The sequence below is a fragment of the Mycetohabitans endofungorum genome, from assembly GCF_037477895.1.
In the GTDB taxonomy this organism is placed as follows: domain Bacteria; phylum Pseudomonadota; class Gammaproteobacteria; order Burkholderiales; family Burkholderiaceae; genus Mycetohabitans.
In genome coordinates, this window is sequence record NZ_CP132744.1 from 2,485,293 (window position 1) to 2,500,496 (window position 15,204).

At 60.5% G+C, this 15,204-nt stretch carries 14 protein-coding genes; 8 read left to right on the forward strand and 6 right to left on the reverse strand.

Going from position 1 to position 15,204, the window contains the following annotated elements:
* The first annotated feature begins 117 nt into the window (after positions 1-117).
* Positions 118-1,140, forward strand: a complete 1,023-nt coding sequence (locus tag RA167_RS10860) for a CopD family protein (protein WP_083705987.1) — start codon at positions 118-120, stop codon at positions 1,138-1,140.
* An 89-nt stretch (positions 1,141-1,229) separates the two neighbouring features.
* On the opposite strand, the gene RA167_RS10865 is transcribed toward RA167_RS10860, so the two are convergent.
* On the reverse strand, positions 1,230-2,828 hold the full coding sequence (locus tag RA167_RS10865; RefSeq protein ID WP_076785550.1) for an APC family permease: 1,599 nt from the start codon (positions 2,826-2,828) through the stop codon (positions 1,230-1,232).
* Positions 2,829-3,369: 541 nt separating this feature from the next.
* On the opposite strand from RA167_RS10865, the gene RA167_RS10870 reads away from it, so the two are divergent.
* Complete coding sequence (locus RA167_RS10870; RefSeq protein ID WP_076785551.1) at positions 3,370-3,573, forward strand: cold-shock protein; 204 nt, start codon at positions 3,370-3,372, stop codon at positions 3,571-3,573.
* 129 nt (positions 3,574-3,702) lie between these two features.
* Here the strand turns inward: RA167_RS10870 and RA167_RS10875 are convergent, their stop codons facing one another.
* The gene (locus tag RA167_RS10875; protein WP_076785552.1) at positions 3,703-4,965 is read right to left on the reverse strand and encodes an Hsp70 family protein; all 1,263 of its coding nucleotides are present in this window, start codon (positions 4,963-4,965) and stop codon (positions 3,703-3,705) included.
* A 418-nt stretch (positions 4,966-5,383) separates the two neighbouring features.
* On the opposite strand from RA167_RS10875, the gene RA167_RS10880 reads away from it, so the two are divergent.
* Together RA167_RS10880 and RA167_RS10885 are read left to right on the forward strand one after the other, a co-directional pair.
* Complete coding sequence (locus RA167_RS10880; protein WP_076785553.1) at positions 5,384-5,590, forward strand: hypothetical protein; 207 nt, start codon at positions 5,384-5,386, stop codon at positions 5,588-5,590.
* The gene (locus RA167_RS10885) at positions 5,574-6,149 is read left to right on the forward strand and encodes a DUF1415 domain-containing protein (protein ID WP_076785554.1); all 576 of its coding nucleotides are present in this window, start codon (positions 5,574-5,576) and stop codon (positions 6,147-6,149) included. The genes RA167_RS10880 and RA167_RS10885 overlap by 17 nt, the downstream gene beginning before the upstream one ends.
* Here RA167_RS10885 and RA167_RS10890 read toward each other — a convergent pair whose 3' ends face one another.
* The 3 genes from RA167_RS10890 to RA167_RS10900 all read right to left on the reverse strand — a co-directional run bounded on the left by RA167_RS10890 (position 6,150) and on the right by RA167_RS10900 (position 9,175).
* Positions 6,150-7,019 carry a class I SAM-dependent methyltransferase gene (locus RA167_RS10890; protein WP_076785555.1) on the reverse strand — a complete coding sequence of 290 codons (870 nt, stop codon included), beginning with the start codon at positions 7,017-7,019 and terminating at the stop codon, positions 6,150-6,152.
* Positions 7,020-7,183: 164 nt separating this feature from the next.
* On the reverse strand, positions 7,184-8,656 hold the full coding sequence (locus RA167_RS10895) for an NAD-dependent succinate-semialdehyde dehydrogenase (protein ID WP_076785556.1): 1,473 nt from the start codon (positions 8,654-8,656) through the stop codon (positions 7,184-7,186).
* Positions 8,657-8,770: 114 nt separating this feature from the next.
* On the reverse strand, positions 8,771-9,175 hold the full coding sequence (locus RA167_RS10900) for an aminotransferase class III-fold pyridoxal phosphate-dependent enzyme (RefSeq protein ID WP_370642923.1): 405 nt from the start codon (positions 9,173-9,175) through the stop codon (positions 8,771-8,773).
* A 107-nt stretch (positions 9,176-9,282) separates the two neighbouring features.
* Here RA167_RS10900 and RA167_RS10905 point away from each other — a divergent pair, with 107 nt between their 5' ends.
* Positions 9,283-10,611 (forward strand): aspartate aminotransferase family protein, encoded by a 1,329-nt coding sequence (locus RA167_RS10905; RefSeq protein ID WP_076785558.1) that lies wholly within the window; start codon positions 9,283-9,285, stop codon positions 10,609-10,611.
* A 471-nt stretch (positions 10,612-11,082) separates the two neighbouring features.
* Positions 11,083-12,447 carry a sigma-54 dependent transcriptional regulator gene (locus RA167_RS10910; RefSeq protein ID WP_076785559.1) on the forward strand — a complete coding sequence of 455 codons (1,365 nt, stop codon included), beginning with the start codon at positions 11,083-11,085 and terminating at the stop codon, positions 12,445-12,447.
* A gap of 129 nt (positions 12,448-12,576) precedes the next feature.
* On the opposite strand, the gene RA167_RS10915 is transcribed toward RA167_RS10910, so the two are convergent.
* Positions 12,577-12,714 carry a hypothetical protein gene (locus RA167_RS10915; protein ID WP_175972409.1) on the reverse strand — a complete coding sequence of 46 codons (138 nt, stop codon included), beginning with the start codon at positions 12,712-12,714 and terminating at the stop codon, positions 12,577-12,579.
* A gap of 300 nt (positions 12,715-13,014) precedes the next feature.
* Here RA167_RS10915 and RA167_RS10920 point away from each other — a divergent pair, with 300 nt between their 5' ends.
* On the forward strand, positions 13,015-13,743 hold the full coding sequence (locus RA167_RS10920; protein WP_237574246.1) for a hypothetical protein: 729 nt from the start codon (positions 13,015-13,017) through the stop codon (positions 13,741-13,743).
* 299 nt (positions 13,744-14,042) lie between these two features.
* Positions 14,043-15,176: a DEAD/DEAH box helicase gene (locus tag RA167_RS10925; RefSeq protein WP_237574245.1), complete on the forward strand. Its 1,134-nt coding sequence runs from the start codon at positions 14,043-14,045 to the stop codon at positions 15,174-15,176.
* Positions 15,177-15,204: the final 28 nt, after the last annotated feature.

Consider the following 15,204-nt stretch of genomic DNA (forward strand, 5'->3'; position numbering starts at 1 on the left):
ATTGCGCCCACTTTCCGTCGCCGCCCGCGAAAACACTGCCACAACCCGTGAAGACGCCTCGCCCACCACCGTCGCGCGACCGCGCACACGCGTGGCCGTCAACCGGAGCGCGGCCCGATGACCTCGTCCCTGTCCATCATGCAGATGGCGCTCGCCGCCATCCAGGACGTGCTGTTCGCGATCGCCGCAGGCTCGATACTGTGCGGCGCGACACTGGCCGCCGTGTTCGCTTCGTCTCGCGACGCGGCACGGCTGCGGCTGCGTGGCTCGATCAAGCAAGCCATGCCCGGCATCCGATTGCCGGCCATCCAATGGTTTTCGTTGTGCGCGCTGGCCATCGCCCAGGTGGTGTACCTGTGGCTGCAGGCCGCCACGATGAGCGGCTCGACATTGAGCGCCGCGCTGGGCATCGTGCTGCGACAGTCGCATGACGGCGCCGCGTGGCTGACCGGGACGACCGGTATCGCGTTGGCACTCGCCGCCTCGCGCATGCATCTGCGCGGCGGCCAAGCACGAGGTGGTCCGCCACCCGGGCCGGGCAGCGCCCCACCCCGTTGGCCGATGCGCATCACGGTGCTGGGTCTCGCGCTGTACGCGGCAGGTAAGGCCGCAGTCAGTCATGCGGCAGGTACGGGGGACTTCAGCCTCGCGCAGGCCGTGTACTGCGTGCATGTCGGAGCGAGCGCCGCATGGGCTGGCGGCGTGAGCATCGCGGCCTTCGTGTTGCCGACGTTCGCATTGCATACACGCGCCGACGGCGGGCGGCATCTGGCGTTTTGTGAACGACTCTCCCGCGCGTCGGCGGTCTCCTTGACGTTGGTCGCGCTCACGGGCCTATACAACGTCGTATGGATCTGCGCCAACGTGCCCGCCCCGCTGGCCGGCACATACTATGGCCGATGGCTTGGCGCCAAGCTCGTCATCGTGGCAGCAGTCGCATTGCTCAGGACACTGAACCGTGCTGTATGGTTGCCGCGGCTGCGCGATGCGCAACACGCCCATGGAGGGGAAAGCAATAGGTTGTCGCCGCGCTATTCAGTCACAGCCGCCCATCTTGGCAAAACACTGTTAGCCGAGTCGGCGCTGCTGGCGGCCGCGCTGATTGCGGCGGCAACATTATCGCACCTACCGCCGGCGTAACGCGTGCGGCGGCGCGAGCCGGCCCGCGTGCCTCGGTGTCAATCAGCGCCGATGCACGCGACGGCACGCCGATACCGATGCCCCCACGCTCAAATACCGACGCCTTCCAGGATTTCCTCGCGCTGTTCCCGCTCGTCCAGATACGCGGTGCGCCAGCCGCTAGACACACCCCACTGATAGAACCCGAGCGAGGTCACCGCGACGACCGCCATGTCCCAGCCATAAGGGATATAGCCAATCCCGCCGAACGGCTTGCTGCCGATGTACGACAGCACTGCCATCACCGGCAGATAGGTGACCATCCACCAGGCTGAGCGCCAGTCCTTAGAGAATCCTTTCCAGCCCGCCTTAGCTTGGTAGTAGAAGAAGACCGGCAGCGCGACGACCATCAGTAGGATGATCTCGCCGGTCAACGGCCATTTTGCCCAATACAAGATCAGCGACGCGCAGACAAACGCAAACGGCGCTATCAAACCCATGCCGGGGATGCGCAGCGGCCGCGCGATGTCCCCGCTGGTGCGGCGCAGCGCCATTAGGCTGATTGGCCCCGTCAAGTACGAGATCACCGTGGCCACCGAGATGACCGCAGCTAGCGAACTCCAGCCACGGAAAAAGAACAGGAAGATGAACGAAACGATCAGGTTGAACCACATCGCGGGCCGCGGCACCCCATAGAGCGGATGCACGCTGCTGAAAATCTTGGGCAACGTGTTGTTGCGCTCCATCGCGTAGATCATCCGGGTCGTCGTCGCCATGTAGGTGGTACCGGTGCCGCTGGGGCTCACAAACGCATCAACGTACAGCAGCATCGCAAGCCAATTCAGGTTCAGCGCGAGCGCAAGCTCGGCAAACGGTGAACTGAAGTTCAACTTGTCCCAGCCCTTGATGATGTCCGCCGGCTTGATGGCGCCAATATACGCGACCTGCAGCAGCACATAGATAACCAGCGCGATCAGAATTGAGCCGACCACGGCAAACGGCACGCTACGGTCCGGATTGCGCGCCTCACCCGCTAGGTTCACCGGACTCTGGAACCCATTGAACGCGAAGACAATGCCGCTGGTGGCCACCGCGGTCAGCACCGCCGACCAGCCATAGGGCGCGAACTGCCCAGTCGCACCGGTCGCGAAGTTGTCCGTATGAAAGCCGGTCAGCACGAGGCCCAAAATGGTGGCGCCCGGAATTAGGAACTTGAAGATCGTGATTGCCGAATTCGCGTGCGCGAACAGCTTCACACCCCAATAGTTCAACAGGAAGTACACGACCACGAGCACAGCCGACAGCAGGAGCCCGGGTAAGGCCAACTCGCCGTGTACGAACAGCGCATGAGCCCAATCATAAGGCCATGAGCTCATATATTGGATCGATGCCTCTGCCTCAATCGGTATCACGGAGACGATCGCGATCCAGTTGGCCCACGCGCTGATGAAGCCGACCAACGAGCCATGGGAGTAGCGGGCATAGCGGACCATGCCGCCCGACTCGGGGAACATCGCACCGAGTTCCGCATAGGTCAGCGCGATCGCAAGGATCACCACCGCGCCAATCACCCATGCAATGATTGCCGCAGGCCCTGCAATTTTTGCTGCCTTCCAGGCCCCGAAGAGCCAGCCCGACCCGATGATTGAGCCCAAGCCGGTCAACATCAGCGCGAATGGGCTGATGTTTCGCTTGATCGAACTATCCACAACATCTCCTAGGAACATGAGCGCGCCTTACCGCTGTGCCGTTTCCGGCTGGCACGTCTCGTGAATACGCGTCACGCGTCGGTTGCAACCGGCGCGAAGTTTAACGGTGGCACCTTTCAACTGGCTGATCAGTTGCGAATCGACGAAACACGGGGCGACCCGACAAGCGTGGAATTAACCCATGCGCGGGTCATCAAACAAATGACAAATGATTAACACAAAGCGCCAGACTCGGCGTGGAAAGCGAGTTCTACGCCCATTTCGATGACGAGGCGGGCCGTTACGAAAAAACGGCGAAAAGGTCGAGACCCGAAGCGACACCGGTTGGAGCGCATCGGGGAAACTACTGAGTTTGCGACAAAAGCATTGACCGGGTCTGATTTTCGCAATATAACTGTGTTTGCAGGATTTCAAGCGGCGAGTGTTGGTGGTTATCCATCTGTAGTCTCCCACGACGGTACTTCGGTTGTTCCTCTCACCCTTCCTTGATTTTCGTGCGCTATCGGGCCTCGGCTCTTATTCATTTTTAAGGATTCGTTTTATGGAAACCGGAACCGTCAAGTGGTTCAACGACGCCAAAGGTTTTGGCTTTATTACGCCGGACAGCGGCGGTGAAGACCTGTTTGCGCATTTCTCCGAAATTCGCATGGATGGCTTCAAGAGCCTTCAGGAAAACCAAAGAGTCACGTACGAAGTGAAGACGGGCCCGAAGGGCAAGCAAGCGGCGAATATTCGCGCGGCGTAAGCCCTTCCCGCCTGGCGCGACGCGCCAATGCCCCCTCTACGCGGGCAGACTGCTGACGAACCCCACGTTCTTCGAAGCGTGGGGTTGCGTCTTTTAGGCGAGCGCGATTTTTTTCATCCGGCGTACGCGTCAATCAAACAAACGCCGCGCGTGGATCCCCAGTCCGGTGGCGACACTGGCTAGACGATCACCGAAGACCTTTTCCGCCCGAGGAAACGCGTCGCCGATCGCCCCGGTCACGCAGCGCAACCCGGTCGAGCCCCCGGTGAAGTACACCGCCCCCAAATCGGCGGCCTGCACGCCGGCCTGACGTAGCGTGTCGCGCGCCGCGTTCGCAATCCGGCGGATCTCGTCCTGCGCCGCCTCCAGCAGTTCCGGCTCGGAAAAAGTCACCGCCAAATCGGACTCAACCTGGGACAAGTCGAGCGTCGCGTCGCCGCCCACGGCCACGTCGATCTTCGCGCGCTCGGCCAGCCCAGCCAGCGCATGGCCGAGCCGCGCATCGATGACGCGCATCAACCGGTCATGGTAGCGGGGCTGCGCATAAACGTACTTGGTCAGCCGCAACTCGCCCACCCGCTTGGGTGCATAAACGGTGTTGATCAGGTGCCAAGTCGCGAGGTCGAAGTAAATTCGGTTCGGCACCTCACGTCCCTGTTCATCCAGTGATTGATAGCCCAACTCACGCATGATCGCCACCAGTTCCACGCGCCGATCGAAATCGGTGCCGGCCACGTGCACGCCGTGGTGGCCAAGCACATCTGCTTGCCGTTCGAGCTTTCGCGCCCGCTCCGGCCCGACCCGCACCAGCGAGAAGTCGGACGTACCGCCGCCGATATCGGCGACCAGCACCAGTTTCTCGGAATCGAGCCGCGACTCGTAGTCGAACGCCGCAGCAATCGGCTCGAATTGGAACTCGATGTGCCGAAAGCCCACAGCATGGGCAACTGTTTTCAATTGGTCCTGCGCCAGACGATCGGCCCGGGGATCGTCGTCGGCGAAGAATACGGGACGGCCCAACACCGCCCGCTCCACCAGCCGGCCCGCCGCGGCCTCCGCACACTGCTTCAGATGATGTAGGAACAGCGCGATCACGTCCAAATAACGCACCGCAGTGCCATCCCCCAATTCAGTGCTCTGCTCGGCCAGCGGCGAGCCCAGAATGCTCTTCATCGAGCGCATCAACCGTCCGTCATAACCATCGATATAGGATTCGATCGCAGCCCGGCCAAACACACGAATGTCCTCGTCCAGATTAAAGAACACGGCCGTGGGCAGGGTCGCATGGTTGCCCTCGACCGGGGCCAGCCGGACGCCATGCGGCGCGGCGTCCCGTGCCGGCAGCGCGACGGCAGAATTGGACGTGCCAAAATCGATTGCGCAATAATTCATTCAATGCTCCTGGGACGGCCGGCTGCGACCTCGCGGCTGACACCACCAACTCGGGAAGGGACAGGTTTTTAGCACGAAGCGGTGCCGCAGGCAAAGCCTCTGTCGCTGTCTGTGCCTGTCCCGTTGGTTCGATCGCAACGCCATGTTACCGGTCGGCAACATGGCGTTGCGATCTTAGACTGAGCGGTAACATGTCAAGAAACGGTATCGCACTGCCGGGCATCTCGTATTGGTGCAGCGCTGGAATGAGTCATGAGTCACAGCAATCAACCCTCCACACAGGGGCGGATGCCGTCCACCAGCATGCCTCGGCGCGCGCCGAGCCGACTACCGGGGTTGTTCGTTTGTCAATGTATCGTGCGAGTTTTCGGAGCGCGAGCACCCGGCGCGCCAGATCGTCACCCGTAACAAGACAGCGTTGCTCGAACGACTGACCGATCTGGCGCGACAGGCCGGCGCACGCGAGCCCGCACGGCTCGGCGCGTCGCTTGCGTTGCTCGTTGAGGGCGTCTACACTGCCAGCCAGACCCTCGATCCGCGCTGCGACGTGATCGCCTCGGCGCCGACTCTGGCCGCCCAGTTGATCGACGCGGCCACCGCGCCCTCCGATGCCGATGCACGATGAACACAAGGGTCACGCCGCCGTCGTTAGCACCACGGTGCGATGGCTCGAACGGGCCGTCATTGGCCTGAATCTATGCCCTTTCGCGAAGTCCGTCCATGTCAAGCGGCAGATCCGCTACACAGTCAGCAACGCCCACAGCGCCGCCGACGTGCTGGCCGCGCTCGATGTCGAACTGCAGGCGCTGGTCGACGCGGATCCGCAATGGATCGATACGACGTTGCTGATATTGCCGGACGCATTTGCCGACTTCTACGCGTTCAACGACTTCCTGCCACGTGCGGACAAGCTTTTGCGTCGGCGCGCGCTGGAAGGCATCGTGCAGATCGCGAGCTTTCATCCACTGTTCCAATTCGCCGGCACCGGTGAGCACGACATCGAGAACTATACGAACCGCGCGCCGTATCCGATCCTGCATCTGCTGCGGGAAGCCAGCGTGACGCGGGCCGTTGACGCGTTTGCGGATGCGGCGCAAATCTACGAACGCAACGAGCAAACGATGCGCGCACTCGGTCACGCGGGCTGGCGCCGCCTGCTGGAAGCGGACGACGAACGCCGTTGATCATGCCGGATTGGCGATCCGCTGCTCGCTCTCGCGGGTCAGCGCCGGGATGAAGAAACGTGGTGCGAGTTCTTCCAGCCCTAGTTCGGCCAACATCGCCGTCAGACGCTCGGACGGCTTGCGACGTGGCAGATTTTTGTAAGTGGCAATGATGAGTTCGTTTTTCAGCGAGTGTTCCCAGCCGACCAGTTCGGTCACGCTAATGTGATACCCATGCGCCTCCAACTGCAGGCAGCGTAGCACGTTGGTCAACTGGCTACCGAATTCGCGCGTGTGCAGCGGATGACGCCATAGCTCGCTCAGCGCGGTGCGTCCGAGCGCCTTCGCCTTGTTGCGCCTCAACACGGCCGCCACCTCTGCCTGGCAGCACGGCACCAACACGATATAGCGGGCCTGCTTGGCCAGAGCAAAGCGGATCGCATCGTCGGTCGCAGTATTGCAAGCATGCAGCGCAGTGACGATGTCTACCGCTGACGGTAGTTTGTCCGATGAGATCGATTCCGCTACGGATAATTTTAGGAACGACATACCAGAAAACCCGAGCCGGGCAGCCAAGTCAACGGATTGGGTGACCAGGTCGTCGCGCGCCTCGATACCGTACAGACGCGAGCCGTCGCCCAGGTTTTTAAAGAACAGATCGTACAAAATAAAACCGAGGTACGACTTGCCGGCACCGTGATCGACTAGCGTCACGTCGCCGCCCTGTTGCTTCAACTCGGCGAGCAGTGGTTCGATGAATTGGTACAGGTGGTAGACCTGCTTGAGCTTGCGCCGGCTGTCCTGGTTAAGTTTGCCCTCGCGCGTCAGGATATGGAGTTCCTTGAGCAATTCGATGGATTGGCCGGGGCGGACGTTGTACTTCTCGGACATGGCAGGTCGAAACACAGGTTCAAGCGCCACGCCGACAAGCGCGGTGGCGCACAGTTGTCACCGGTAGGCCGGTTGCACAATCCGCGCAACCGGCCTACCGGTGACAGTGTACCGAAAAAGCTTGCGGTACCGCTCTTCCGAGCGGTGCGCCCGAGCAGAAGGAATCAAACCCCACCGATGCACAGGTACTTCATCTCGAGATACTCGTCGATCCCGTACTTGGACCCTTCGCGCCCCAGCCCTGACTGCTTTATACCGCCGAACGGGCCGATCTCATTCGATATCAAGCCCGTGTTGATTCCCACCATGCCATACTCGAGCGCTTCCGCCACGCGCCACACGCGCCCCAGATCCCGGCTGTAGAAGTACGCAGCCAGCCCGAATTCTGTCTCGTTGGCCAGACGGATTACTTCATCATCGGTACTGAAGCGGAACAGCGGCGCGACGGGACCGAATGTTTCCTCACGCGCGATGCGCATTGCCTGGGTCACGCCGGCCAATACCGTTGCCTCGAAGAAAGTGCCGCCCAACGCATGCCGCTTGCCGCCGCAGAGCACGCGTGCGCCATGGGAGAGCGCGTCGGCGATGTGCGACTCGACCTTGTCCACCGCAGCCTGGTTGATCAACGGTCCCTGCGTCACCCCCGCGTCGAACCCGTTGCCCACCTTGAGCCGGCTGACCGCATCGGCAAGCTTGCGCGAGAATGCGTCGTACACCGAGTCGTGCACGTAGAAGCGGTTCGTGCACACGCAGGTCTGGCCGGCATTGCGGTACTTCGAGGCGACCGCGCCCTCCACGGCTGCGTCCAGATCCGCATCGTCGAACACGATGAACGGCGCATTGCCGCCCAGCTCCAGTGACAGCTTTTTAATTGTCGGCGCACACTGGGCCGCGAGCAGCCGGCCGACCGGTGTCGAGCCCGTGAACGACAGCTTGCGCACGACCGGATTGGACGTCATTTCCGCGCCGATCGTCTTCGGATCGCCCGTGACCACGCTGAACACACCCGCCGGCACGCCAGCGCGCTCGGCCAGGGCTGCCAGCGCGAGCGCCGACAGCGGCGTGGCTTCCGCCGGCTTAAGCACGATCGCACAGCCGGCCGCCAACGCGGGGGCCACCTTGCGCGTGATCATCGCTGCCGGGAAATTCCAGGGTGTGATCGCCGCACATACGCCCACCGGCTCCTTCAGCACGACAAGCCGCTTGTCGCCGGCGGGGCTCGCCAACGTGTCGCCATTCACCCGCTTGGCTTCTTCCGCAAACCATTCGAGGAATGATGCCGCATAGCTGATCTCACCTTTTGCCTCAGCAAGCGGCTTGCCCTGCTCGGCCGTCATGATCGTGGCCAGGTCGTGCGCATTGGCTAGCATCAAATCGTGCCAGCGACGCAGTACCGCGGCACGCTCTTTACTCGTCTTCGCCCGCCACGCGCGTTGTGCCAGCTGCGCTGCATCGATCGCGCGACGCGTCTCGGCCGCGCCCATCGCCGGAACGGCCGCTAGCGTACGGCCCGTCGCCGGATCGACCACATCGAACGTGCGCCCCTCATCCGCGCCGACCCACGTCCCGCTGACGTAGGCCAGATCGCGCAGCAGCGACGAATCCTTCAACGATAACGCCTGATTGTCCGATCCCATGCTCTTGTTCCTATGCTTGCGCGACGGCGCCGTGCGTCAGCGCGTGTTCAAGTATGTCCAGCCCTCGTCCAGCGCTGCCGGCTCGCTCGTCAGCGGAAAAGGAAGCGAATTACCTTACCATGTACGCTGCCTACGAGCAGCAACAGGCCATGCTCGAGTCGCTTCTTCAGTTGCCGCCCCAGCGTGTCCGGCCCGTGTGCTCAGGCTCTCTTCGACGATCACCTCGAGCACCACATGCGCCGCCGTGCAGGCGAGTGAATGGTCCACGTAGATGCCGCCCAGTCCGCCGGGCTCCGCGGCATCCGTCAGCACGGCCCGGCCGACCATATCGGACAGCAGCATGCCACCGGCCAGACTCTTCGCCATCGTTATCAAGTCCGGTTTGACATCGTCGTGCTGCATCCCACGGCAGCGAGCAAAGCTGTGCATCAACTGGTCCGCCCGCGGCGCCCGTGTCCCGTCGCGGTCCAGCTGCAGGTCGGGCTCGATGATCGCGATTCGACGTCTCGTATGGTCCAACACAGCTTGAGTGGTAAACGATACAGTTAGCAGCGCAGTTGGCAAACTGTATCTGTCCGTCGGCGAGTGGACGGCGATAGAGTTAGATAACGACTCAAGGAGCCACCATGACTTCATTCGATACCGTCAGCGACCTGTCGAACTTCTGGATGCCGTTCACCGCCAATCGCCAGTTCAAGGCCGCGCCGCGCCTGCTAACGTCGGCCAAGGGCATGTACTACACGAGCAGCGACGGCCGCAAAGTACTCGATGGCGTGGCCGGCCTGTGGTGTGTGAATGCAGGCCACGCGCGCGAGGAGATCGTCTCTGCAATACAGCAATCGGCCGACACGCTCGACTATGCGCCGCCATTTCAAATGGGCCATCCGCTCGCCTTCCAGGCGGCGGCCAAGGTGGCCCACATCATGCCGAACGGGCTGGACCGCATCTTCTTCACCAACTCGGGGTCGGAGTCAGTCGATACCGCGCTGAAGATTGCACTCGCCTATCACCGGGCGCGCGGCGACGGGCAGCGCACCCGGCTGATCGGCCGCGAGCGCGGCTACCATGGAGTCGGTTTCGGCGGGATCTCGGTAGGCGGCATCGTCGCCAACCGTAAGGCATTCTCCGGTGCGCTGCTGCCCGCGGTCGACCATCTGCCGCACACGCATGATCCGGCAAGGAACACGTTTTCCCGCGGACAGCCCGAACATGGCGCGCACCTAGCCGACGAACTCGAGCGGCTGGTCGCGCTGCACGACGCATCCACGATCGCAGCCGTGATCGTCGAGCCGGTGGCCGGCTCGACTGGCGTGCTGATTCCGCCAAAGGGCTACCTGCAGCGGCTGCGAGAGATCTGTTCCAAACACGGCATTTTGCTGATCTTTGATGAGGTCATCACCGCTTTTGGGCGGCTCGGCTGCGCGACGGCCGCTGAGTTCTTCGGCGTCAAGCCAGACCTAATCACGATGGCCAAGGCGATCAATAACGCCGCTGCGCCGATGGGCGCGGTAGCCGCGGACAGGAAGATTTACGACACGATCGTGAACGCCGGCGCGCCGGGCGCCATCGAGCTGTTTCATGGCTATACGTATTCGGCTCATCCAATCGCGGCGGCGGCGGCAGTCGCGACGCAGGCCCTGTATCAGCGCGAGGGATTATTTGAGCGGGCGGCAAAGATCGCGCCTTTCTTCGAGCATGCGATCCACGCGCTGCGCGATGCGCCGTACGTGAAGGATGTGCGCAACCTGGGGTTGGTCGGTGGTGTGGAGCTGAAATCACGCGACGGCGCATTCGGTGCGCGCGCCTACGAAACGTTCGTCAAGTGTTTCGAGCTTGGCGTGTTGATCCGCTATACCGGGGAGACGCTCGCGTTCTCGCCACCGCTGATCATCTCCGAACAACAAATCACGCAAGTTTTCGACACGGTGCGCAACGCGTTGCAAACGCTGAAGTAACGACAACGCCATAGCCGCGTATTCGGCCAGCGCCGACGCCATCGAGTACGCTGCTGAAGGAAATAGAGTACAAAGCGTTCATCCGCGTGATCCGTTCGTGGGAACGCAAGCATTTGCTGTTGCCCGTATGACGGAAACCCGGCCCCGCTCTCGCCCAATGTTATTTTTTTCAGCCACCGGCCCAATCACTTCCGACACTACCCGTGCCAAATTGTTGCGTTTTTCTCGCTCCTCTTTCGCATGCGTGCCGATCCCAGTAGGAGAGCCTCGCTATAGTTTAAAAGTGCCGGACATCCAAAGCCGGCAGAAACGGCGGGGGTCAATAGACCGGCCTATCCGATAACTATTCGCTGTTGCTGCGGCTCGATTGCGACATGCCAACCGACGATTTGACAAGATCTATCACTTTCGTGTTATGCCGCGGGGGTGATTGTCCCTATAGCAAAAACAATGCATCGATACGGGGCAGTCATGTCGCTATCTAACGGCAGTCAATTCACCGTTTCTCGAAGACTCGTCTACTGGACACGCGAGCCGTCCCAGGACCTACAACAACAATTGTCCCGACGCAGCTGGCTCGTGTCGGTCGTCGTTGATGGGCATGCCGTCAGGCACGCGCTGCAGCATGTCGATCAGGCAGGCGGGATCCTCGACCTGAGCACGGTGCCCGACACCGAATTGCTGGATGCGCTGGCGGTCTGCCAGGCGGCATCGGACGTAGCCTGGATCGGCTTAGTTGAGCCGCGGCAGCTCAGTATCGCGGCAGTCAGGGCAGTGCTTCGTGACTATTGTTTTGATTATGTAACGCTTCCTGCGTCGCAGCAGCGCATAGCCGATGCAGTTGGCCAAGCATACGGCATGCTCATGCTGCGCGCCCCCCAGGGCCAGTCACGCTCGCGCGAAGGGAGGATGATCGGTACCTGCGACGCGATGCTGAAGCTGTTCGACAAGATACCGAGAATCGCGCGCACCGACGCGCCAGTGCTCATTTCCGGTGAGTCGGGCACCGGCAAGGAGCTGACCGCGATCGCGATCCATGAGCGCTCGCCCCGTGCCAAACGGCCGTTCGTCGCGATCAACTGTGGGGCGATTCCGCCTCACCTGGTCCAGTCCGAGTTGTTTGGCTACGAGCGCGGCGCGTTCACCGGAGCAGTGTCGCGCAAGGTCGGCCGGATCGAGACGGCCAATCACGGCACGCTGTTCCTCGATGAGATCGCGGATCTGCCACTGGAGAGCCAGACCAGCCTATTGCGCTTCCTGCAAGAGCGCACGATCCAGCGCCTGGGCGGGCGTGACACGATCCACGTCGACGTGCGGGTCATTTCAGCCACGCACGCGAACCTGGAGGAAGCCGTCAACGCCGGGCGCTTCCGCGCCGATCTCTATCATCGGCTGTGCGTGCTGCGCGTGGAGCAGCCCGCGTTGCGCACGCGCGGCAAAGACATCGAAGTGCTCGCGCAATGTATGTTCGAACGATACAAGTCGGATGCGCCGCACGTGAAGGGCTTTTCTCCGTCGGCCATGGTCGCAATGCGTCGCTATCCGTGGCCAGGAAACGTGCGCGAGTTGATCAACCGAGTACGGCGTGCCTTAGTGATGACTGACGGCAACCTCCTAACGGCTCACGATCTGGAACTCGAACAGTGGGTGCCGCCGGAGGCCGTGCCGATCATCAAGCCGCCCGTGGTCATCAATGACCATTTGATCGACCAGGCGCTGAAGCGGCACCGCGGCCGGCAAACCGAAGCGGCGCGAGAGTTGGGTATTTCCCGCTCCACGCTGTACCGCCGACTGCGCACCCAGCGTCTTGCGGAGATGGCTACGGACGCGGGATGATCCCAAGCGCGACCGGAGCGGCCCACGCGATGCGACGCTAGAGCGGCAGCGTGTCGGTGCGATGAACCGGCTCGGTGCCATGGCATCGACCGGCTGGGAATACCCCAAACCTGTGCTTCGGTCGTACACTCACTCGCCGAGCAAGCGTGCCTGCTCGGCAATCTCGACGCTCTCGGCAGTGACCCACGGCTTCAGCACATGCGCCATCGCGATGATCGCGTCGACCAGCACCGCGATCTGATCCGATCGCGGGCGATCGGCAATCAACGATGCGATAATGCGGCGGCACAGCTCACACGTCTCAAACCCTGCTCACTGCGGAACGCGGACAAACGGCCGAGTGTCCATCTTCGCACGGGTAGGCGAACATAGCGTTTTGTACCACTGTCGAAGGACGGTATGCGGCGTCTGTAGTCGGCGCCTTCGCGGGTTCCGTCCCCAAGTGCCTACCACAAGGCGCAGCTTCGGCGCTTGGCAGCTCGCTAACGTTTCGCCCGAGAACCGTAATAAGTAGTTCGAGCGGAAGTATCGACACGGATTTATAGCATTGCTGGACGGACAATCGACATGACCAAAGTGAACTTCACGCGTGGAGCCAATGGAAAGCCCGTCGCCACACAGGCACTGGAAGAAGCTTTGGCCGCGATCGACGGACTTTCCGGTGAATGCTTCTTTGGGTATCCGCTAATCGCCACCCCCGAGGGCAAGTACTTCCTCGATGCAACATTTGTCAGTCCAGAGAAGGGGGTTGTCCTTTTCGATTTGATTGAAGGGACAGACGTTGGTGACTACGCCGCCCGCCAAGACGACCTAGCTAACAAAATTGACGCCAAACTCCGTCTCCACAAGGAGCTTGTCAAGGGGCGACGATTGATCCCGGTACTCCAGGTCATCTCCTTCGCGCCAGCGATCAATGATGTTAAGCGACTCGCGCAGAACGGCTACCCGATTGCCAACGACAAGAGTTTGGCAGAAGTCATCGCGTCTATATCATCGTGGGATGACAGCACCGAGGCCCTATACCGGATGACGCTTTCCGCCGTCGAGAGCCTGTCCTCAATCCGCAAGAGCCGCTCGAAGCGAGAAGTCAGCAAACCCAATTCTCGCGGTGCAAAACTCAAGAAACTCGAGGACTCGATTGCTACGCTGGATCATCGCCAGAACCGCGCAGTCATCGAGACTGTGGACGGCGTACAGCGCATTCGAGGCTTGGCTGGGTCGGGAAAAACGATCGTGCTTGCTCTAAAAGCAGCATATCTTCACACACAACACATCCAGATTGGCGCATCGCCGTAACATTTCATACCCGATCATTAAAGGGGCAATTCAAGCGCCTCATTAACAATTTTTGCATTGAGCAGAGTGGCGAAGAGCCTGATTGGTCAAAACTGCGGATAATAAACGCATGGGGCGCCCCAGGAGGTGACGAACGTGATGGCGTTTACTATGAATTTTGCCGCGCTACTGGTCAAGACTTTCACGATTTTCGAACTGCGAGCGCCCGGTTTGGCGGCGACGCGAAAGCATTCGAGGGCGCCTGCCAAGCCGCACTGGGTGCCCTGAAGTCAGCACCTGAGCTCTACGACGCTGTTTTAGTGGATGAAGCGCAAGACTTTGCGCCAAGCTTTTTGCGTCTTTGTTATTCGACGCTGAAATCACCGAAGCGGTTAGTTTACGCTTACGATGAACTACAAAATCTCTCTGGGGCCTCGCTACCTCCTCCGGAAGACATCTTTGGTATTGATACGAAGGGGGCTCCCTTGGTGTCCCTCGGCGATGATACGAGGCGAGACGTAATTTTGGGAAAGTGCTACCGGAACTCGCGGCCGGTGCTTGTTACCGCCCATGCTCTGGGTTTTGGTATCTACCATGATCAGCCCAAAGGCACAGAGACCGGACTCGTCCAAATGTTCGATCAACCAGCACTTTGGAAAGAAATTGGATATAGAGTCAGCCAAGGTACTTTAGCCAAGGGAGAACGCGTTGTTCTCGAACGTACAAATGAGACAAGCCCCGAGTTCCTTGCCGATCACTCGCCCATAGACGATCTGGTTTCGTTCCAGCAATTCAATAATGAGGCTGAGCAAAATACCTGGCTTGTCGACCAAATCAAGAAAAATATTGAAGAGGACGAGCTACGGCACGATGATATCATCGTCATTCACCCAGATCCCGTATCGGCACGCACGCGATTTGGACCGATTCGAAAGACCTTGTTCGATTGCGGCATTCAGAGTCATCTGGCGGGTGTAGACACATTAGCTGATGTTTTCTTCAAGACAGAAACCCCGTCTGTCACTTTCACCGGCATTTACCGCGCTAAGGGCAACGAAGCCGGCATGGTATATGTGATCAATGTACAAGATTGTGATGGTGCTGGGGCCGGGTTAGCCAATCTGCGCAACCGTTTGTTCACTGCAATCACCCGAAGCAAGGCGTGGGTACGCGTGATAGGACATGGCGAAGGAATGTCTCATCTTATTCAAGAATTTCAGCGGTTGAAGCAAAATGATTTTCGCTTGTATTTCACCTATCCCACCGATAGCGTTCTCGGAAAGATTAGAATCGCATACCGCGATCTATCGCCGCACGAAAAGCGACGCTTGGAGCAAAAAAAGGGGCGTGCAGTTGAATTGGTAGACGCCTTGGAACGAGGAGAACTCACGCCCGATGATCTTGATGAAGAAACAAAGCAGAAGCTTCTTCGACTGCTTAGGGACGATGTATGAAGCCCCCGCAACAACCGCGCACGGTCAG